The 19738-nt window shown below is 66.3% G+C and carries 18 protein-coding genes and 1 pseudogene; 14 read left to right on the top strand and 5 right to left on the bottom strand.

The features are described from left to right. Positions 1–144: 144 nt before the first annotated feature. The 3 genes from Pla175_RS13990 to Pla175_RS13980 all read left to right on the top strand — a co-directional run bounded on the left by Pla175_RS13990 (position 145) and on the right by Pla175_RS13980 (position 4018). Positions 145–1737: a DUF7453 family protein gene (locus tag Pla175_RS13990; RefSeq protein ID WP_145285996.1), complete on the top strand. Its 1593-nt coding sequence runs from the start codon at positions 145–147 to the stop codon at positions 1735–1737. Between the two features lie 736 nt (positions 1738–2473). Next, complete coding sequence (locus Pla175_RS13985; RefSeq protein WP_145285992.1) at positions 2474–2968, top strand: YfbM family protein; 495 nt, start codon at positions 2474–2476, stop codon at positions 2966–2968. Between the two features lie 690 nt (positions 2969–3658). After that, positions 3659–4018 carry a hypothetical protein gene (locus Pla175_RS13980; protein WP_145285988.1) on the top strand — a complete coding sequence of 120 codons (360 nt, stop codon included), beginning with the start codon at positions 3659–3661 and terminating at the stop codon, positions 4016–4018. Positions 4019–4134: 116 nt separating this feature from the next. Here Pla175_RS13980 and Pla175_RS13975 read toward each other — a convergent pair whose 3' ends face one another. Together Pla175_RS13975 and Pla175_RS13970 are read right to left on the bottom strand one after the other, a co-directional pair. Beyond that, positions 4135–5001 carry a transposase gene (locus Pla175_RS13975; RefSeq protein ID WP_197526820.1) on the bottom strand — a complete coding sequence of 289 codons (867 nt, stop codon included), beginning with the start codon at positions 4999–5001 and terminating at the stop codon, positions 4135–4137. After that, positions 4934–5575 carry a transposase gene (locus Pla175_RS13970; protein WP_145285980.1) on the bottom strand — a complete coding sequence of 214 codons (642 nt, stop codon included), beginning with the start codon at positions 5573–5575 and terminating at the stop codon, positions 4934–4936. Before Pla175_RS13970 ends, Pla175_RS13975 begins: the two co-directional genes overlap by 68 nt. Positions 5576–6766: 1191 nt before the next feature. Here Pla175_RS13970 and Pla175_RS13965 point away from each other — a divergent pair. From Pla175_RS13965 to Pla175_RS13930, 8 genes are all read left to right on the top strand, one after another. Beyond that, on the top strand, positions 6767–7723 hold the full coding sequence (locus Pla175_RS13965) for a hypothetical protein (RefSeq protein ID WP_145285977.1): 957 nt from the start codon (positions 6767–6769) through the stop codon (positions 7721–7723). Further along, entirely contained in the window at positions 7723–7965 is a 243-nt protein-coding gene (locus Pla175_RS13960) for a hypothetical protein (RefSeq protein WP_231953895.1), read from the top strand. Before Pla175_RS13965 ends, Pla175_RS13960 begins: the two co-directional genes overlap by 1 nt. A 57-nt stretch (positions 7966–8022) precedes the next feature. Continuing rightward, a complete protein-coding gene (locus Pla175_RS13955) occupies positions 8023–8277 on the top strand; it encodes a hypothetical protein (RefSeq protein WP_145285974.1) in 255 nt (84 codons plus the stop codon). A 172-nt stretch (positions 8278–8449) separates the two neighbouring features. Beyond that, a complete protein-coding gene (locus tag Pla175_RS13950; RefSeq protein ID WP_145282364.1) occupies positions 8450–8668 on the top strand; it encodes a molybdopterin converting factor in 219 nt (72 codons plus the stop codon). A gap of 119 nt (positions 8669–8787) precedes the next feature. Next, the gene (locus Pla175_RS13945; protein ID WP_145285971.1) at positions 8788–9813 is read left to right on the top strand and encodes a hypothetical protein; all 1026 of its coding nucleotides are present in this window, start codon (positions 8788–8790) and stop codon (positions 9811–9813) included. Continuing rightward, a complete protein-coding gene (locus Pla175_RS13940; protein ID WP_197526819.1) occupies positions 9806–10351 on the top strand; it encodes a hypothetical protein in 546 nt (181 codons plus the stop codon). Before Pla175_RS13945 ends, Pla175_RS13940 begins: the two co-directional genes overlap by 8 nt. 18 nt (positions 10352–10369) lie before the next feature. Then, the gene (locus tag Pla175_RS13935) at positions 10370–11038 is read left to right on the top strand and encodes a ThiF family adenylyltransferase (protein WP_145285964.1); all 669 of its coding nucleotides are present in this window, start codon (positions 10370–10372) and stop codon (positions 11036–11038) included. Positions 11039–11053: 15 nt separating this feature from the next. Beyond that, entirely contained in the window at positions 11054–11287 is a 234-nt protein-coding gene (locus Pla175_RS13930; RefSeq protein ID WP_145285961.1) for a hypothetical protein, read from the top strand. 294 nt (positions 11288–11581) lie between these two features. On the opposite strand, the gene Pla175_RS26035 is transcribed toward Pla175_RS13930, so the two are convergent. Beyond that, positions 11582–11734: a hypothetical protein gene (locus Pla175_RS26035; protein ID WP_197526818.1), complete on the bottom strand. Its 153-nt coding sequence runs from the start codon at positions 11732–11734 to the stop codon at positions 11582–11584. 100 nt (positions 11735–11834) lie between these two features. Here Pla175_RS26035 and Pla175_RS27135 point away from each other — a divergent pair. Together Pla175_RS27135 and Pla175_RS13920 are read left to right on the top strand one after the other, a co-directional pair. Further along, a pseudogene (locus Pla175_RS27135) lies at positions 11835–11909 on the top strand (hypothetical protein); the annotation flags it as partial. 251 nt (positions 11910–12160) lie between these two features. Next, positions 12161–12961, top strand: coding sequence for a class I SAM-dependent methyltransferase (locus tag Pla175_RS13920; RefSeq protein ID WP_145285958.1), 801 nt, complete (start codon positions 12161–12163; stop codon positions 12959–12961). A gap of 259 nt (positions 12962–13220) precedes the next feature. Here the strand turns inward: Pla175_RS13920 and Pla175_RS13915 are convergent, their stop codons facing one another. Then, entirely contained in the window at positions 13221–13868 is a 648-nt protein-coding gene (locus Pla175_RS13915; protein ID WP_145285955.1) for a hypothetical protein, read from the bottom strand. Between the two features lie 1079 nt (positions 13869–14947). Between Pla175_RS13915 and Pla175_RS13910 the strand changes: the two genes are divergently transcribed. Then, entirely contained in the window at positions 14948–16447 is a 1500-nt protein-coding gene (locus Pla175_RS13910) for a TMEM43 family protein (protein WP_197526817.1), read from the top strand. Positions 16448–17055: 608 nt separating this feature from the next. Here the strand turns inward: Pla175_RS13910 and Pla175_RS13905 are convergent. Further along, positions 17056–19566, bottom strand: a complete 2511-nt coding sequence (locus tag Pla175_RS13905; RefSeq protein ID WP_145285948.1) for an ankyrin repeat domain-containing protein — start codon at positions 19564–19566, stop codon at positions 17056–17058. Positions 19567–19738 lie beyond the last annotated feature (172 nt).

Here is a 19738-nt window from a genome sequence, read left to right as displayed (position 1 = left end):
TACGCCGGCGTTACCCACGCGTGCGGGTCGCTCGGCTATACTCGAGCAACCTCAGGAACCCTTCAGCGTGATACGGAGTAGCCGCGGATGAATCGTACCGTGATGCTTCCCCTTATCGTGGCTGCCGGTGGATTTCTCCCTGGAATGCCTCCAGTCGCCTCGGCCCAGCTCATCTTTGAGACTCGCGCCCTGGCCGGCACCGATGGCCCGCTGGGCCCGGGGCTGGGGACCGGCGTGCACTTCAGCGACTTGGACAGCGCCCCCGTGATCAACAGCGCGGGGCAGACCGCGTTCAGGGGCGAACTCATCGGCGTGGGGGTGAATGGCTTGAATGCCAGCGGCATCTGGTCCGAGGGGGGCGGATCGGGCCTGGCCCTGGTTGCCCGCAAGGGCAATCCAGCCCCGGGCACGACCGGGGCCGTGAGCTTCGGAAGCTTCAACACCCCCGTGCTCAATAGCGGGGGGCAGACCTCGTTCCGCGGTTTCCTCAACGGCGCGGGGGTGACGACGGCGGACGACCGCGGCATCTGGTCTGAGGGGGGTGGGTCGGGCCTAGCCCTGATCGCCCGCGAGGGCGGCCAAGCGCCGGGCACGGCTGCCGGCGTCAAGTTCAACTCTTTCAACGAACCAATGCTCAATGGTGCAGGGCAGACCGCGTTTCACGGCGTGATCTCTGGCCCGGGAATGACCCGCGTGAACAATTTGGGCATCTGGTCTGATGGCGGCGGGTTAGGCCTGGCACTCGTCGCACGCGCAGGCAGCCAAGCCCCGGGAATGGCCGCCGGCGTGAATTTCGTAAATATCAGCATCCCCGCCCTCAACGGCGCCGGGCAGACCGCGTTCGTCAGCGGCCTTACCGGCACGGGGGTTACCAGCGCGAACGACAGCAGCATCTGGTCCGAGGGGGTCGAGTCGGGCCTAGCCCCAGTTGCCCGCGAGGGCAGCCAAGCTCCGGGTATGATCGCCGACGTAAACTTCGGAGACTTCACCTCCAGCATCCCTGCGCTCAACGACAGAGGGCAGACCGCGTTCATCGGCGGCCTCACCGGCGTGGAGGTCACCGGCGCGAACGACACTGGCATTTGGTCCGAGGGAGGTGGATCGGGCCTAGCCCTGGTCGCCCGTAAGGGCAGCCATGCCCCGGGCACGACCGCCGGCGTGAGCTTCATCAGCTTTGAGAGTCCTTTGCTCAACAGCGTGGGGCAGACCGCGTTCATCGGCGGCCTCACCGGCGCGGGAGTGACTCACGCAAACAACGAAGGCATCTGGTCCGAGGCGGGCGGGTCGGGCTTGGCCCTGGTTGCCCGCGAGGGCAGCCAAGCCCCGGGTGCGGCCCCCGGCGTGATCTTCAACAGCCTCGAAGCCTTCAACAGCAAACCCGTGCTCAACGGCTTGGGACAGACGGCGTTCCTCGGTTTTCTTACCGGCGCGGGGGTGACCGGTGCGAACAATTCCGGCATCTGGGCGACCGACCTCGATGGCCTGCTGCAACTAATCGTCCGCGAGGGCAACCTCTTCGATGTCAGCAACGACCCGCTCAGCCCGGACTTGCGCACCATCTCCGACCTCTCGCTGGTCACCAACTCCGGCGGCGAAGACGGCCGACCCACCAGCTTCAACGACGCTGGCCAGGTCGCTTTTCGAGCCGGCTTCACCGACGGGTCCCAAGGCATCTTCGTCGCCAACACCCTCGCTAGTCCCGCCACCCTCGCCGGCGACTACAACAACGATGGGTAGTCGACGCGGCGGACTACACCGTGTGGCGCGACAACCTCGGGGCGCCGGCGGGTACGCTCCCCAACGATGTCGATGGAGGATTGATTGGTGGCGAACAGTACCAGACTTGGCGGTCGAATTTCGGCGCCGTGTTGCTGCCCGCCGGTCTTTCGGAGAGTGTTGCCGTTCCAGAACCCAAGACGGCGACGATTCTCCTAATTATTGCCTCATCGATTCTCCAACGGCGGCGCCACACCGCGCACCGCCAAGGAAGAACGACACGAGCGTAGCGTGGGGACGTTCTGGGCTGGTTCTGCGACGCAGCCACCCCTCGAACTTGGGCCATTCTCGCGGTTTCGGGCCCTCCTTGAACCCGCGGCGGTGCAGCTCTCCTCCGTCGGAGTGCCGACTCGACAACTGACCGCGATCGCATCAGCCAGCACGGCCAAGCTCGATGCCGAACTGCGGGCGGTGTCAGCCGGGTCGGGACACCGCTGCGAGTTGGCGCCGGGCAGTACGCGCATCAACTGATGCATTTCGGGCAACTTGGCCGGTGCCTGATCGGAACGAAGCGATTTCCACCGCTGCGACTTGGCTGAGCATCCAGGCCGTTTCTGCATATGCAGCGGACCGGTCGGATCGTCAGGCGAAAAAGCTTGCGGACGACCGGATTTACGGCGACACTGAGCGTGTCTGCATATTGGGTTAGGCAGAATTGCTTCTGTACATTTATTGTTCTGTTGCTAAAGGAATAACGATGGCCTGCCGTGGTGTCCACTTTGCCCTGACTGACGAGCAACGCAACCAGTTGCTTGCACTCGTTGAATCACAGGGCGACGTCATCGAGTTCATCCAAGAGGACATCGAAGAACAATGGGACACGGAGTGGCTGTGCGAAACTGACAAGGCATGGGACGCCATACACCGCTGCCTCACAGACGGCACGCTCTCGGAAGATGACTCAACGCCATTCCATTGGTGTGTCCTCAACGGTTCACAGATGTACGTCGGGGATGATTACGTTGTCTCTTTCGTCGATGTCCCGAACGTCAAACAGGTCTCCGAGGCAATCGCACCGCTCAGCGAATCCGAATTCCGATCTCGCTACGATGCTATCGACCAAGAAGACTACGGCATGCCATTGTCGGATGAGGATTTCGAGTATACTTGGTCGTACTTTTCCGCGCTTCGCGATCTTTTCAGTCGGGCGGCGACTGCCAATCGATCGGTGCTGTTTAGCGTCGACCAGTGATCGCAACAGAACCATGGCATGAACCGAAGACGCGGAGTTGAGTTTTTTGAAGTGGTGAATCGTTTACTGCGTCTCGGTTATGCCCGTCGTTACCTCACGCAAACCAACGATTCGCCGCAAAAATGAACCTGTCCTTGGTTGATCGATCTTTGTTGCTCGCTGCATACTTTCGCGGCTGCACTCTCGACCAAGACCGTTGGACATCTTGCTCGGATCAGGTTTTGACATTGTCCCTGTTCTACACTGGTGACATTTCAACGAAGGATTGCATCAGTCGCCTTTCGAATCGCGGACACGTCAGCGGTCTCTACGATGATGACGGCGAATTGTGCCAGCAGATTTCATCGCGATATAAAGACCTGATTGATTTGCTTGAGCGACAACCGCTACTACTCGGAGGCGGCGGCGATTTCGAGACACCTGCTTATCCTACCTTCACTGCTTGTCGGCTGACGAATGAGGGTATTCAACTAGTACCGCAATTCATTCACTTGTTTCCGACCAAGCCCGAGTTCCCGAATTGGCCGGATCGTCGGTCGAATCCAATTGCGAACATGCTATAATCAAGTCCACGCAAGAAATCGTGAGGTAACAATCGCATGCACCGGAGTCGCGGGTCGGCCGTTTTTCCAAGTCGAGCATCACTCGCCGCGACCGCGGTGATGCGTGTCGTTCTACCGCGCTCCCGCTGTGCCGAAACGAACCGGCTACAACCTCGTCATCACGGCCTTACCACTCCGCGAGGTCTGGAACGATGAGAATGAGACGGTCGCTACTGAGCGCGAGGCCGACCTGAATGAGGGCGAGATTCGCGACCTCCTCCGCCTCGGTCCAGTCCAGTTCGTCGTCGCCGAGACGGCGGCCCCACCGCAGTGGGTCCCGGTGGCAGAGGCGTTCGACTTCTGGAAGTCGGAAATCCGACCGCACTTAGCGGACCCAGCCGAGGAGTCCTTCGACCTCACGGCGTTCCCGGACGAGTACTGCTACCTCGCCACGCGCTGGCAGTGGGACGGAACCGAGCCGCTCGTCGTGTTAAGGACGTTCCACTGAACACGCGCGGTAGAACCAGCCGCTGTAGGCCGACCGGGGGCGCCAGCGTCCTTGGCTCGTCCGAGCGTCGGCGCCTACTTTCGCTCGCCCACCCGCTGTACCGTCAGCCCCGGCGGCTAGCAGCCCGTTGATCTAAGCGCATACTCCTGCGGCCCGCCAACTGTGAGCAGTTGGAGGCGTGACTCTGTAGGCCGGGCTCCCAGGCGAGCATGTGTGTCCCACAAGTTCTTCATCGCCGCGATGAGAAGCCAGGCGAGCTGCATAAGCCCGGCGGAGCCACCTTCGCCCTGCAGGCCCCTCGGCGTGCCGATCCCGAACAGCTTCCGCATTACCAGGCCCAGGTTCCGCACCAGCGCCGACGTCAGTAACCGCTTCCTCACCTTGTCGATCCCCCGCAGCCATGTGCGGCGTGACCCGCCGGTGTCGCACACGTGGGCGAAGCTGCGCTCGACCCGTTCACTCCTCAGCCGCTGGAGCCGTTTGTTCTTGGCGGTCTTGGTCCGCCGGCGGTTACCCTTCACCGCGCGCTGCTGCTCGACTGGCTTGGCGCTCAGACGCGACTCGCCGCGGCGCTTGGGCTCCGGCACATACGTCCGCACCCCGACCGACGTGACCAGTTCCAGCTGCTCGGCAGCGTGGTAGCCCTTGTCGGCAACCGCTTCTTCGATCTGCGCTTCCAGCCCAGCCTCTGACAGGTGCGTCTGCGCCTCCATCACACTGTCGCAGAGGGTCTTCGTGTCGCTGTGGTCGCCGTGATAGACCTCTGCCGCCAAGATCAGCTCCGTATCGATATCGACCACGTGCTCCGCCTTGTACGCCAAATGCGTGCGGCCGTCCTTGAGCTTGGTGATCCGTGCGCTCGGGTCGGTCGTGCTGACCCACTCGGCGTTCGAGACCTTCTTGTTCTTCCGCTTCTTATCGAAGCGGCGGACCTCGTCGTCGCTCGGCTCGTCTTCTTTTTCGATCACTCCTTCCTTCTTCATCAAGCCAATGACGTACGCCTTCCAGTCCTCGCCTGTGTCGCGCCGCATCCGCCGAAGGCGGACTCTTCATCGCCGCATCGGCTTCAAGGGTAGTCGAATCGACCGCTACCGTCTTGCCTTTTAGCAGCCCCTGCTGCGCCGCCAGTTGCAGCACCAGTCGGAACACTTCCTGGTGGACTTCCAGCGGCAGGCGGTCGCGGACCCGGCTGAGCGTCGAGTGATCGGGGGTCGCCTCGGTCAGCGGAACGCCCAGGAACTCCCGCAGGCTGAGGCTGTCGGCGCACCGCCACGCGATGCCCCGCTGTGAACCGATCCCCTCGAAGTAACCCACCATCAACATCCGGAAGTAGACTCCCGGCGGGACCGACGGCCGCCCACGCGTGCCGGTCGGCTGGTAGTACGGCTCGCACAGCTTCTCGACCTCGCGGTCGAAGCCCGCCTCGGAAAGCAGCCTATTGAGCCGCTTGTAGAACGCGTGCCCCTGACTCTTGGGCAGCTGCTCTGCCGTCACGAACAACACGTCCTGCCGATCCCGCTCTCGCCTTCCCATCCCCATCGCTTCGCTCCTGCTCAAGTCACGCTTTCGTCGGCGACGCAGTTTAGCGCCAAGGGGTTGGTCGGGGGAGTGGTATTTTTCAACGGGCTGCTAAGCGGCCATTTGTTAGGCGGCTTGGTCAAGTGCCCTTGGATCGCCTCGACGCTCCTGAGGTCCCTACACCGCTGCATATCGAGCGGACCGTACGGTCGCTTAGGTGTATCACCTCCCGCTCGGACGCCATCCTCGAACCTGCGGCGGTGCAGCTCTCCTCCGTCGGAGTGCCGAATGGCCAACGGACCGCGATCGCATCAGCCGGCATGGCCAAGTTCGATGCCGAACTGCGGGCGGTGTCAGCCGGGTCGGGACACCGCTGCGAGTTGGCGCCGGCCAGCACGCACGTCGGCTGGTCCATCAGCGGCAATTTGGCCGGTGCCGGATCTGAGGGAAGAGATGTCCACCGCTGCAGGTTTCCGGGCCACCCAAAGCCGCTTCGGGCGATGAAGCCGACGCACTATCGGGAAGTCCAGATGCAGCTCCGGTTGAGCGATTCGCTAGCCCTTCGCCATTCTTGTTCTAAGCGTGCCATCACCGATAGTCGCGGCGGTATCAATGGGGGATTCGTCCGAGTTGTTCTTGTGATTTGGGTCCGCCCCAGCGGCGAGCAAGCCCCTCAAGGGTGCCACCCGCGTCCGCGAGAAGCTTGCGACGCGTTTCATGCAGTTCGTCAAGAACCGGATTCGATGGCATCGTCGCGGGACCCGAAGAATTCAGCAGGAGTACAGATCAGCAGGCGCCCGAAGCCCTCCGCATTGAGCAACGCGTCGATGCGAGGGAGTTCATGGGCGTTAGCAAACTGGCGACAGTGCAAGGTCAACAGGTAGCCTACGCCACCCAGCGCTGCGGCGGCAACAAGTAATGCGTCGGCGGCCGCCTTTTCTGGGATCGTGCGGGCGGCAATCCGCCGCCGGGCGGGTGCTTAAACGCCATCTTCAATCTCGATCAGTGGGAAGCCATCCAGCAGCTCCAGGGTGACTCCGACGACGCGGGAGAGCACCACTGGGACTGCCACAAGCAGTGGGCGTCAGCGGAAGTCTGCATGGAGCTCGCCAGCTTCTTGGAACGTCGCGGGCTGACGCCCTGACTAGCCGTCAGCTGTTGGTTCTGAGCTTTCAGCGATCAGCTTCCCCCAGCCACCACCCGAGGATCACCCATCACCAAGGAGTCTCTATGTCTGTACTACTCGAAGCCCCGCCTCCCAACCACGTCGAGGCGCCCCCTCCCTCGCCCCCAGAGCGGCTGCGTCTGGAGACGGCCGCGGTACGATTGTCGTTCACCTGGTTCGGCGCCAAGAAGACCCTCTCGGCCGACCAGAAGGCGCTGGCGGCCGAGGCGTTCGGCGCCGCCGGCGACTCTCTGTCGGCCGGCAAGAAGCTGCTCGACACCCGGCACCCCAAGTACCGCGGCGTTTCCGCGGTCCGCAGCCAAGCGGTCGCCTACTGGAAGGGGGTCTCGCTGCCGTTCCCCGAGCCGGGGGTCCGGCTGGTGCGTCGCGGCGATGTCGAGACGCTGCAGCATCGGTTCGAAGGCTACCGCGAAGAGCTGCGTGAAGCGGTGCAGGAGCTGGACGAGGTCTATGGCGAGCTGCGGGACTCGGCCCGCCGCCGCCTAGGAGAACTGTTTGAGTCGGGCGACTACCCGGAGCGCCTGGCGGGGCTGTTCGCCGTCGAGTGGGACTTTCCATCGGTCGAGCCGCCTGAGTACCTGCGTCGTTTGTCACCCGAGCTGTACCAGCGGGAGTGCGAGCGCACGCGGGCACGCTTCGAAGAAGCGGTCGCGCTGGCCGAGCAGGCGTTTGGCGAAGAGCTGCAGCGGCTGGTGAGCCACCTGGCCGAGCGGCTGGAGGGCCAGGCCGACGGCAAGCCGAAGGTGTTCCGCGACTCGGCGGTCGAGAACCTGCAGGCGTTCTTCGAGCGGTTCCGCTGCCTGCGGCTCAGCACTTCTGGCGAGCTGGATGAGCTGGTCGAAGAGGCCGAGGCCGTGCTGGCCGGCGTGCGGCCCGAGGGGCTGCGGACCCACACTTCGCTCCGCGAGCAGGCGGCCGAGGGGTTGGGGCGGGTCGCCCAGTCCCTGGAGTCGCTGCTGGTCGACCGTCCCCGCCGCCGCGTGATGCGGCGTGGCTCTTAGTGGAAGCGTTGCACTTGGTGGTCGGACCTCAGGGGACGATCACCACGCTGTACGACGAGACGCTCGACTTGGCCACTCTGGGCCGCGTCTCCATCGCCCGGGCCAGCCACGTCGAGCCCGACCCCCTCGGCGGCTGGCTGGCCGACCTGTCTCCTGTGGACGGCCCGCTCTTGGGCCCGTTTACCCATCGAAGTGAGGCCCTCCAGGCCGAACGCGATTGGCTGCTGCGAAGCCGCCTCTAAGCGGCGTCATCGCTTCTGAGTCTCCCCCTGTTCATGTTCCCCAACCGGAGGTCCGTCATGTCCCACCGCCAGCTGCTGTCCGCCGTCTCCCACGCCACGGGCGAGTCACGCCGCACGATCGATCGGCTCGGCTTCTCGCTGGCCGCCCCGCTGGACGTCTGCCACGACCCCGAGCCGCAGGTCGTCCTCGACGAGGCCTACGACTTCGAGGATGTGAACCCGCTCGCCGCCGACATCGCCCACGAGAGCTACCTCGACTGGGACGACGCCTGGCAAGCCCGCTACGCCGGAGTTGTGAGTTGTGAGTTGTGAGTTGTGAGTTGTGAGTGATGAGTGATGAGTGATGAGTGATGAGTGATGAGTGATGGGTGCCGAGTCGACGCCTTTCCCAGTCGCCAACCCCTAGCCCCCCGTCCCCGTCCCCAGCCCCGTCGCGCAGCGACACACCGCGTCCGCGGCAATCCCCCAACCCCCGAGTCCAATAGTGAAAATCCTCGTCATCAACAACGACGGCGCCGGCTTCGCCGACTACGTGCACATCGAGCCCGGCACGTCGGTCCGCAAGCTGTTCGAGCGGCAGGTCCGCGACCCGCGGCCCGAGAACTACCTGATCCGCGTCAACCGCTTGCCGGCGCCGGCGGACCAGGTCCTCGAAGAAGGGGACCGCATCAGCTTCACGCCGGTGAAGATCGAAGGGGCCTAAGGAAGGCGTTAGGTCTTAGGTATTAGTCATTAGCGGTCAGCGGCGGGCACGGATGCCTGCTTGCTGGCCACTGCCTACCCAGCCCCTAGCCCCCAGCCCCGCCGCGAAGCGGCCATCCGATGAACCCACGCCAGAAGATGTTGTGGCGGGCCGCCTCGGCGATCGCCGAGACCTACGCCCGCCGCCAAGACGTCCTGCCGCTGCCCGCGGAGCCGCTGCCGCTCGACGCCGTCGCGCGGCTCACGCGCATGATGCGGCACGCCTGCCGCCATCACTACCGCGCGGCTTCGAGGCGGCTCCGCCCGCGGCTCGAGCGGGCGCTGCGCGACCTGGCCGTCACGGCCACCTCACAGGCCGAGCGCCTGTGCCGCGAGCGGCGGGTGTGCCAGGCGCCAACGCTCGGGGGCCTCTACCGCGACCTGCTCGCCATCGACGAAGAGTTCCCGCAGCTCGAGATCAACCTCCCGCAGCGGCGGCTGCTGGTCGCGACCGGACCGATCACGCTCGAGGGGGTCGCTCTCGGCCCGTTCTTGCTGTCGCTCGATTGGAGCACGCTCGGCGGCGACCAGCCCCAGCTGCTGGTCATCGCGATGGAGCCGCACGCCCCGGGGTCCAACGCCAGCGTCACCCACCCGCACGTCGTCGAGGACCGGCTGTGCGAAGGGGAGGGGGGCCCCGTGCTGCAGGCGGCCGCCCTCGAGGGGCGGCTGTACGACTACGTGCTGATCGTCCGCCAGATCCTGCAGACCTACAACGCGTCGAGCGCTTACGTCGACCTCGACCGCTGGCACGGGACCCCCTGCAGCGACTGCGGCGTGCTGGTCGACGACGAGGACCGGTCGCTGTGCGGACGCTGCGACGCCGAGGTGTGCGACGGCTGCTCGGGCGCCTGCGAGGGCTGCGGCGAGGGCCTCTGCCACGGCTGCCGCGGGGAGTGCTCGGGCTGCGGCGAGCCACACTGCCGGGCGTGTCTGGAATCCTGTAGCGACTGCGAGAGGACCTGCTGCTACCAATGCCTAACCGACGGAGTTTGTGATGCGTGTACTGCAGAGAAAGAGTCAGAAGACGAGGCGCCCCCAGCCGCAGCGGCGGCGGTCGCTGCGGCTGACGCCCCACGCGTGGGCCAAGCTCAGGTTCTTGCGTGACGCGGGCCCGACCGAGATCGGCTGCTTCGGCGTCTCGGACCCCCAGGACCTGCTCTTGGTGCGGGACGTAACGCCGGTCCGGCAGGCGTGCAGCGCGGTGAGCGTAGCGTTTGACGACGCCGCGGTGGCAGACTACTTCGACCAGCAGGCCGACGCCGGGCTTAGCCCCCAACAGTTCGGCCGGATCTGGTTCCACACCCACCCCGGCGCCTCGCCCCACCCCAGCGGCACCGACGAAGAGACGTTTGCCCGGGTGTTCGGGCCGGCCGACTGGGCCGTGATGGCGATCCTGGCCCGCGGCGGGAGCTGGTACGCCCGGCTGGGGGTCAGCGCCGGCCCGGGCGCCAGCCAGCGGCTCCCCGTGCGGGTCGCGTGGGACGAGCCGTTTTCTGGCAGCGACCACGCCGCGTGGCTCGCCCAGTACGCCGCCTGCGTCGAGCCCGAGCCCGACTGGGATGACCTGGAGGGGCTGGGTGAGCGGCTGTTCGGGATCGACCCCGAGGCCGCGGAAGCGCTCTGGAGCTGCCCCCCAGACTAACCAAGCCCAAGGAGCCCGATGTTTACAGAACCCGAGGAAGACCGCTTCGTGCGGCAGGCGCAGCTGGTGCCGCAAGCAAGGCTGGCGGCACTGGATGTTTCCGTGGTCGGCGTCGGCGCCGTCGGCAGGCAGGTCGCGGTGCAGCTGGCGTCGCTCGGCGTGCGCCGGCTGCGGCTGGTGGATTTTGACAAGGTCGACGCGAGCAACGTGACCACCCAGGGGTACGCCCGCGGCGACATCGGCCGCCGGAAGGTGGATGCCTGCCGCGACGCGGTGCTGGCGATCGATCCAGAAGTCAACGTCGACGCCGTGCAGGACCGCTGGCGCCCGGCGACCCGGCTGGGGGACGCGGCCTTCTGCTGCGTCGATTCCATCGACGCCCGCGCGGCCATCTGGCGGGGGGGCGGCGGCCTGGTCGGCTTCTGGGCCGACGGGCGGATGCGGGGCGAGACCCTGCGGGTGCTTGCCGCGTGTGACGGCGCCAGCCGCGCGCACTACTCCCAATCGCTATTTCCGCAGCGCGAGGCCCAGGCGGGCGCCTGCACGGCGAGGTCGACGATCTACGCCGCCAGCATTGCGGCGGGCTTGATGCTCTCGCAGCTGGTCCGCTGGCTGCGAGGGCAGCCGGTCGACGCCGACCTGTCGCTCAGCCTGCTGGCGAGCGAGCTTACTGTTTCAACCCTTTAGCCAAGGAGGCAACCCTTGACGGGTAGCGAAAGCCAAGGGGCCTCGCGCCCCGAGTTCTGGACGCGGCCGCCCCCGCGGGCGGTTGTGTTCTGGGCGTGCGTTGTTCTGTCCGTGCTGCTCACCACCGCGTTCTGGCCGACGGTCGTCGTGCTCGCGATAGGGGGAGTCTTTGCCTGTTGCAGGCTCGCGCAGCAGAAGCGGGCCTTGTCGAGGCCGGCGCCGAGGCGACGGGTGCAGCGGCGGCGGTAGCGGTCGGCAGGCAGAGGGCAGGGCGCCACGATCAGGGCCGGGTGATCCGGTCGGTTCCAATCCCGGCGGGCCGCTTCGGACGCTGCTGCGTCCGCGCGGCCGGCGGGGGAGGGGGGGGCACGCTTGAGGGGAGCCCTTTTTTTAGCCCCCGGAGGAGGGCAAGTTTGTTGTTAACAACAAATTTGAGCCTGGACGATTTCGCCTCGCCGACTCTAGCGATGCCTCCCCGCCTCGGCGCCTGCCCCGGCTCGGCTGCCGCCGGTGGGCAGCGGGCCCGCTAGGCGTAAGAACCGCTCAAACCCCCAGCCGAACCCGCAGCGCAGAAAGAGGTTCGTGGGTCCCAATCGCCGTACGCCACCGCGGGGCGTCGGACCAGTCCAGCAAGTCGTCCTGGGCCGCCACCGGGTTGCGGGCGTCGCCGACGGGCTTTTCGCGACCGAGATTCACGGCCCGGTCGAGTTGGGTGACGATCCTGTCCTCTGCCGTGGCGACCCGAGCATGCTCGCCGTAGAGCTCGACGCAAAATTCGACGGGGCGACTCCGTGGACTCTGCCTGATCGGTGGATGTTGCGGCACGGACCACGAGCACTTGGCAGCGATCGATTCCAAGGCGACACGCTGATGAACTTACCTCAGCGGACATATCCGGGTCGCGTCTCAGAACTGAGCTCAACCACGCAGTTTCCCGGGCGAAGGCGTCATCGGGGCTCCGCTCTGATCCGACTCGGTTATAACGGCCAACAATCAAGTGCACCCGAGCGGCGCGTCCGGGCGGGTACGAATAGACAATTGCTGGTCGCCGCCGGGCAATTGGCAGCGTTATTCCTTCTGAGAATCGCCCATCAGATCCATCCAACTTGGACGCTGAAACCAATGAGCCAGAACCTCGATCCAGCGGATGACATCGTCGCCTACAACCGTGCGGCTTGGAACAGCCAGGTTCGGAAAAGAAACCGCTGGACGATTCCTGTTTCACCGGAGGAAATCGAGCGGGCCCGAAAGGATGACTGGCGGATCGTTCTCACGCCGGAGAAATCTGTCCCAAACACGTGGTTTCCCGATTTCCGCGCAAGTTCTATCGAGGTTCTTTGCCTTGCTGGTAGCGGAGGACAGCAAGCGCCCATCCTCGCGGCGGCTGGAGCCCATGTCACGGTGCTCGACAATTCGCCAGCTCAATTGGCGCAGGATCAACTCGTGGCCGACCGTGAAGGCTTGGCGATCAAGTTGGTTCTAGGCGACATGGCTGACCTTTCCGCTTTCGCAAACGCGTCTTTCGACTTGATCGTTCATCCGTGCTCCAACTGCTTTGTTCCCAACGTACTGCCGGTGTGGAAGGAAGCGGCGCGAGTCATGAAGCCAGGAGCCAACCTGCTTTCAGGTATCGTCAGTCCGATTGTCTACCTGTTCGACGATCAACTGTTGGAAAAGGGCGAATTCAAAGTCTGTCACAGAATCCCCTATTCTGATCTGACCAGTCTTTCTTCCGAGCAGCGGCAGGCGTTTCGTGACGACGATGAGCCGTTCTGTTTTGGCCATACCCTGACGGATCAGGTCGGTGGGCAGATCGACGCGGGTCTAGCCATCACGGGGTTGTTTGAAGACTGCTGGTCGGACTGGCCAATCTCCGAGTACATCCCCACGTTCATCGCGACGAAGGCCACCAAGGGCAAGTGAATCGCGTATAGGGCCTTCGCGGCTGCCGAACGGGAACTCCGTCCCGTGAGATGCGGGCTAGCGAAGGGCTGCCAGCCGACGTCGCCGCGTCCCAGAGGAACGCCTCACCGCTGCTGCCGTACCGGCCGCGGCCCTGCCCAACGACCACCCGTGCGTCGGCCGACAGCCGCTCGGCCTCGATCGCGTTGGTCCGCACGAGCGGATTTAACAGGCCCCTCGTGAAGCGTGGCGGGAGGGGCGACTACCGCTGCTGTGCCACTCATTGCAGCAGCACGTCGATCGCTCGGAGGCTCGCCCGGGCGAGATGCCCCAGGTAGGAACGCCACAACGCGTCTTGGGTGATGGCGGCGGACAAGGGAGGGACCTCTTCGGGCGATTGCCCCGGAAGGAGTCTGAAGCAGTCGCCCTGATCGCCCGAGGGATAAAAGCAGCGGTCTGCGGCGAGGCCGGGGCCCGTGGCGTGACGCCAAGCAAGCGACCAAAGCACGGCGAGCCACGCCTCCGGCTTCGCCTGCGGGAGGTTGGTGTATCCCAGCCACAGCAGCAGGTCGCCGGGGGCTCCGCTGAGAGCCTGAGCGGATCTGAGCGAGGCCTCCAGCGCGGTGACCAGCGCCACTTTCCCGGCGGCGCCCTGCTCCTGGGCGAACAGGTCCACCCGCAGCAGCCCGGGCTTGTCGAGACCGGGAGGCCAGGCGGCCGGATGGGAGAGTCGCGGACCCCACCCCGCGCCAAACCGCCTGAGAAAGTGCAGCGGCTTCTCACACAGGCGGGCGTCTAGTTGCTGCGGAGCGGCGCCGAGCGGGGACCCGAGCGGCCGCCAGGTCAATTGCATGGCGATCGGCTGCTGGCCGTCGCACGCTTCGAACAGCGCCGCCGCCCGCCGGAGCTGGGTCTTCCAAAGGTCCATGGCGCCTCACCTGCCTGAGCGACGTGTCTCCCGACCTGCATTGACGGGCGCGGTGAACTAGCTGGGAAACCCGCTGCCTCGGCGGCCTATCTCACCTTCGGTTCAGGACAAAACTAAGCGAAACGCCGGCCCGCGTTGAATGGGGCGCCCCACTACAAACCTACGTCACTCGAAGGAGTCGACTCGCCTAAAAGCCGGAAGAAGATCACCACTCCCCGCACCAGCGCCTTAGCGCAAGGCTGCGTCGCCGACGGAAGCATGAGGTAAGCAGGAGGGAGGCGATGGGGACGGGACGGCGTGCTTGAGACGGGCAGGAGGTGTTGCTGGTGAGGGCCCAGCGGCCGGCCAAGAGCCAGGTTCGCGCGTTCTGCAAGCGGCCGAACCGACTCTTGGCTGAGGCGGGCTTCGACCGCGAGGTCCAGAAAATTTGCGAGCGGTAGGATGAGCCGGCGGGCGCCCCGGGCCGCCATCGGTCCCGCCGGTGTCCTATCTTTCGGATGCTGATGGTCGGTTGCTTCGAACGGATCGGTTCGCAGAGCGACATCGCGTGGCCGGGCGCCGACAGACTCAGCCTGCGAGAGTTCTTTGGCGTTACGCAGACCGAGTCGACGACGGGTCACTCGACGTGCAGCCGGGTCCGCGAACGCCTGCCGCTACAGGTTTCCCAAGTGGTGATCTGGATGGCGGCGCAGCGGGCGGCGTCCAGGACGGCTCGCGGCAATCCAAGACGCGCTGCGCGACGATCAGCCTGGCGACGCTGTTCGCCTGCACGAGACGATCGTCATCGACTCGCGAGGTTCTGACCGCGAGCGGCAGGCAGCCCGTTCGCCTGGCAGGCGGCACGACGGGCGGCGGCTGGGCTGCGACCTGGGGTCGGACCGTGTTGATGGCGCCGGCGGCCGGTGCGTCTACAATGCGGCTGGTCTTCGATCCCACTAGCCAACGCCCCGGCCGATGGTTGTTGGGCGCTGGGGCCCGATCCAACCGATGGGACCGGACAGGTCGCGTTCGGCCGTTGCGATCCTATCGCCTATTGTAAGAGGCGCACCCTCTTATCGTCCCCCTTGGAGACCCTCCTGGTGGCAAGAGAGAGACCGAACGGTCGGTGGGAAGTGGTCGCGACCGGTTCGGCGATTGTCGTCGCGGGTGTGCTGGCGCTCTGGGAGAACGAGGGGCGGTTCGATTTCTACCGGGCGGCCCGCGACGCGCCGGTGGTGCAATCGGCGGCGGACGCCGCCGCGGTGGACACCTTTTCACTGACCGGCGAGGTCGACACCCAGGTCCCGATCGAGGGGCGCTACGTTAAGCCGTTCGCCAGCTACCTCTGCGTCGACCGGGCCGCATCGGTCTGCTCCTGGCACAAGAGCGGCGACTCAGACTGGAAGCTGAGCTGGGGCCCGTCGGTCCCAGACAACGCTCGCAACCAGGGCGTCAAACAGACGCTGCGCGGCGGCGCCCTCTTCCCCACCAAGTACCTGGTAGGCGACCTAGAAGTCCATCCAGACGCCGTCCAACTGGTGGATGACAAAGTCCCGATTTCGGGGGTCGACCTCCCGCTTACCCAGGCGGGCCGACAGGCGGGCCTGCTGCAGGCGCGCGCGTGCTTGGTCCGCGGAAACCTGGCTCATCCCAGGCTTGGGGACGAACGTTTGGACTACACGGGCGTCCCCAACGCGCCCGTTGCGACCTACTTTGGAAAGATGGACGGCCGGCGGGCGCGCGGCAAGCAGTTCGATGTGTCCCCTGGGCGCCTGTCCGCCCTGCTGTACGAACGTTACCTGCCCGCCGACCTGATGAAGAACGACGGCGTGCTGCACCACCTTGTCAACGGGGATCGGCGGCACGCGCTCGGCGTCCTCAAGTCGCGTTCTGCCAAGGAGACCTGGCTCGCACGGCTGGGCGGCGCGGCCGTGGTGGTGCTGGGCGTCTACGGCTTGCTGGAGCGGTTTTCCAACCTGCTGTACCACGTGCCGGTCCTCGGCCAGATCGCTCGGTGGGGGATGCTGCTATTAAGCGTTTTGATGGGGGCAGCCCTCTCTTTGCTGGTGGTGGCGGTCTCGGCGATGGTCCACCACCCATGGGCGCTTGGTCCGCCGTTGGCGCTGGTGGCGGCGGGGGCCTGGTGGCTGATCCGCGGCAGCCGGCGGGCCCAGACCCACGCCCGAGAAGCCGTCGATCACTACCAGCACGAGCGGCTGGCCCAAGCCAGCGGCACGCCAACCGTGCCGCTGCCCGCCGCGCGCGACGAGCGGATGTTCTCCAACCTGATCAAGCTCGCCGTCGGGGACGGACTCGGCAAGCGGGAGAACCGCCTGCTGGTGCGTTGGGGCAAGAAGCACGGGATCACCAAGCCCCGCATGCAAAAACTCTTCGCCGAGGCCCAACGCGACCCGGCCCCGGCAGATGCCGCCAGCCGTGACGGTTTTATCCTGATGGTTGCGGTGGCGTTGGCCGACGGCAAGCTTTCGGTGCGCGAGCAGTCGGTGCTCGTCGCGATGGCCGCGCGGCTTGGGATCTCCAAGGACGAGGTGCGAAGGATCATCGTCGGCGTAGCGACGGGCGAATTGCTCCCAGTGTGAGGCTCGAGATCTCGAGCGGTCGGACGACGCCGTAGCGGGACACGACGGCCCCGCCGGGGCAGGGGAGGGACCTGTGTCGACGTCGGCCGGAATATCGAGATTCGCAGATCGTAGAGGCCGGCGCCGAAGGCTCGACGCGCGTTCGGGACGCTCTGCATTGCCAGAAACCTCCCCGCGTCAGCCTGTCGACCCCTCGCATCGGCTTGGCTCGCGGGCGGGTTAGGCGCCGGCCGCGGGCAGCCACCCCCCCACCGCAGCGCTACCCGCCTCGTCCCCAATCACGAAAGGATGCAGTGGCAGAAGCGCAAGCAACCGTACGTGCCATGCTGGGGCCCCGGTGAACGATGGGCCGACGCGGAGGAGCTCCCGTCCCGACGACGTCCTGCCGTCGCGGCGACCCGGCAGGCACAGCAACCCGGAGCAGTCGAACGTTTCGCCACGCCTCCCACCGTTGGCGCTGGTTTGTTAGTTGGCCACAGCGAAGAGCCGGTCCGAGAACCCCGCAAGCGCGAAACAAGCAGGGCTCCCGACCGTGCGGGTCCGCCTATTTCCGGCGGCGCCCTCCAAGGCGCCGCCGGCAGACCGGATTTCACCGAGAGTTCGCGCGACTAACGCGGCTTGAAGTACTCCATCGTCGCCCTCAACCTCTGGCGGAACTCCTCGTACCGCTCCGGGCTACCCGCATAAATCGCTTTCGCCTTGCGGATCGCCCCCACGCTGACCGTGAGGGCCTGGCCCGAGGCCGCGGAAGAGGCCCGGCTGCTGAGCTGCCTCCGCAGATCGCTATCTTGCTCGTAGCGTTCGTAGCGTTCGCCCATCTCGAGGCTGTACTGGCGGTAGTCGTCGTAGCCCCCGCCGGCGGCTGCCGCGATCTGGGCTTCCATCTCACGGATCTCCCGCTCGTCCGCGGCGTTCTCGGCCCGGCGGGCGCGTTCCTCCTCGACAAGCCCGGAGATTGCCTTGAGGTCTTGATCGATGGACGCCTCGATCGCGCGATCCACGATCGACTCGAGATCCGCCGCGGCGTCGGGCCGCGCCAAGGCCTCGGCGTCGAACAGCCCCGCCCCGTCGCCCGACGTCTCCGCCCTCCGGGCCAGCAACGCGACGACGTTCTGCCCGTCGGGGGTGGTCTGCGTCTGGTCGGCGCCGGCAGCGATCAGGCGCTTGATCACCAGCGGGTTGTTGCTTCGGCCGGCGGCGAGGAGCAGCGGGGTAAGACCTTTCGGGGACGTCGTCTCGGCGTCGGCGCCCGCGGCCAGCGCGGCCAGCACACGGAAGTCGTCGTCGTTGACCGCAGCATTGCAGAGCATCAGCCGGGCGAGCGTCACGGGACGGCCGCCGGCGGACGACCAAGCGGCGCCCGCTTCTCCGCGCACGTCCGACGCGCCCCACTGCTGACTTGCGCCGACCACGATCGGGCGCCCATCGGGGATCGGCGTGTGGACCGACGCCAAACCGAGCCGGGTTTGAATCTGGTCGATCAGCGTCAGTTGCTCGTGCATCTTGAGGTCTTCGTAGGCGCCCGATGCGTCCCCGAGCTCCTTGAGGGCCTCCGCACGGAACTTATAGGCGTGGAAGAAGCCGGGGTCGGTCGCCAAGACTTCGGTCATATGCTCGAGTGTTTCCAGCGGTTGGTGGTTCTGGGCCAGCAGCACCCCCAGGTTGTAGTGCGGCTGCTTCGCGGACCGCGCGCCGGGCGCCACGCGCAGCGCGCGGTGATTGGCGGCGACCGCCTCGGGCAGGCGATCGGCCTGGCTGAGGTAAAGGGCCAAACGGCTGTGGGCGAATGCGTTGAGGGGGTTGGCCGCGACGCTAAGCAGGCACTGCTCGATCGCTTCGTCTAACGCGCCACGCTGCTTGCTGAGTCTCGCCAAGTTGTAATAGGGGTAGGTCAGACGTGGGTCCGCCTCGATCGCTGCCCGGTAGGCGGACAGCGCGTCCCCGGTACGCTCCTGAAGCTCGTACACGAGCCCGCGCGTGTTGAGCGTTGAAGCTGGGTCGGCGCCGTGCTCCTGCGCCGCGTCCAGGTCGGCGTGGGCGCTGGCGGCGGATCCCAACGCACGGTGGACGCCGGCGCGTTTGCGGAGCCAGTCGCCGTTGTTGGGCTGCAGGCCCAGCGCGGCGTCGTAGGAATGCAGCGCGTCGGGGAGCCGCTTGGTGCGGTAGCAGGCCTCGCCCTTCAGCGCCCACGCCTGGGCGTCTTGCGGGTCGGCCGCCAGGCGCTCGCCGAGCATTTCGAGCGCCATCGCGTAGAACTCCCGTTCGATGAGCACACGCGCGATCTCGCGGGTCGCCTGGGGGTTGTTGGGACGCTCAAGGTTCATGCGCCGAAAAAGCTCAAGCCGCTGCCGCCAGTCGAGTGCTCGTCCGGCCAGCGCCGCGTGGATCCTCTGATTCTCTTGCTCCGGCGTGCGCGCGGGGCTCAGCACGTCCTGGTTCTCGTCCCGCTCGGCAAGGAGCCGGTCGAGCTGCGCCGCCAGGGGTCCCGGGGCGTCGGCCGGCGCCCAGCCGTTGCTCTGCAACCAGTCGGCGGGCGTTTGCCCCCCCGGGCCGCGTGCGTCAGGGTCGGCGCCCGCGTCCAAGAGCCGCTTGGCGCAGGCGATGCTCCCGGCGCCGGCGGCCGCGTGCAGCGGCGAGAACCGGGCGTCCTCCCCCACCTGGCTGGCGAAGTCCGGGTCCGCCCCCAGGCGGAGCAGCGCGTCGACCGAGTCCAAGCGGCCAGCCATCGCGGCCACCGTCAGCGGGGTAAGCCCGTTCGCGTCACGGACATCCAGCGTCCCCAGCGCCGCTTGATACGCAGTGATGAAGTGGGCCTTGCCGTGCTTCACGACCTCGCACAACTGCTCCACGATGGTGTCGCGGTCGCGGTGTTGCAGCAACCTCTGCTCGAAATCGGCTTCTTCTTGGCGTTCTTCCTGCAGCGCCTGCGCCGCGGCCTTCTTCACCTCGTCGGTCACGACCCACGCGCTCGGGGCGTCCCCACCCGAGTCCGCGTGATCCGCCGCGGGTGCGGTCGCGTCGGCGACCGCACAGCCGGCCAGCAGCGGCAACGCGGTCCACAGGGCCACGCCGGCGTGCAGCTTGAGCCGCGAATCAGACCAGTTCCTACATTGTTTCATCGTTCTCTCCAGAAGGCGGTCGAACCTTGGGGGCGCCCCATTGGGCTTCCCCGTCTTAGGGAGAGGCGCCGTCCGGGCGTGGCCGGACCGCGCGTGGGGTGAGTTTTTTTTGACCCGTCACCGGGTTAAGCTGTCGCGGCAGCACCGGCCGATCCCGCTGCGCCCCCGCCAA

The sequence above is a fragment of the Pirellulimonas nuda genome (assembly GCF_007750855.1).
GTDB classification, from domain to species: Bacteria; Planctomycetota; Planctomycetia; order Pirellulales; family Lacipirellulaceae; genus Pirellulimonas; species Pirellulimonas nuda.
Note: the sequence above shows the minus strand (reverse complement) of the source record. Positions and strands in the feature narration are given on the sequence as shown.

What these genes read in the sequence shown, in the direction of transcription:
- Pla175_RS13965 (WP_145285977.1), top strand. Translation starts at nt 6,767, where the DNA reads ATGTCTGTACTACTCGAAGCCCCGCCTCCCAACCACGTCGAGGCGCCC.
- Pla175_RS13915 (WP_145285955.1), bottom strand. Translation starts at nt 13,868, where the DNA reads ATGGACCTTTGGAAGACCCAGCTCCGGCGGGCGGCGGCGCTGTTCGAA.
- Pla175_RS13985 (WP_145285992.1), top strand. Translation starts at nt 2,474, where the DNA reads ATGGCCTGCCGTGGTGTCCACTTTGCCCTGACTGACGAGCAACGCAAC.
- Pla175_RS13905 (WP_145285948.1), bottom strand. Translation starts at nt 19,566, where the DNA reads ATGAAACAATGTAGGAACTGGTCTGATTCGCGGCTCAAGCTGCACGCC.
- Pla175_RS13920 (WP_145285958.1), top strand. Translation starts at nt 12,161, where the DNA reads ATGAGCCAGAACCTCGATCCAGCGGATGACATCGTCGCCTACAACCGT.
- Pla175_RS13945 (WP_145285971.1), top strand. Translation starts at nt 8,788, where the DNA reads ATGAACCCACGCCAGAAGATGTTGTGGCGGGCCGCCTCGGCGATCGCC.
- Pla175_RS13975 (WP_197526820.1), bottom strand. Translation starts at nt 5,001, where the DNA reads ATGAAGAAGGAAGGAGTGATCGAAAAAGAAGACGAGCCGAGCGACGAC.
- Pla175_RS13935 (WP_145285964.1), top strand. Translation starts at nt 10,370, where the DNA reads ATGTTTACAGAACCCGAGGAAGACCGCTTCGTGCGGCAGGCGCAGCTG.
- Pla175_RS13990 (WP_145285996.1), top strand. Translation starts at nt 145, where the DNA reads ATGCCTCCAGTCGCCTCGGCCCAGCTCATCTTTGAGACTCGCGCCCTG.
- Pla175_RS13955 (WP_145285974.1), top strand. Translation starts at nt 8,023, where the DNA reads ATGTCCCACCGCCAGCTGCTGTCCGCCGTCTCCCACGCCACGGGCGAG.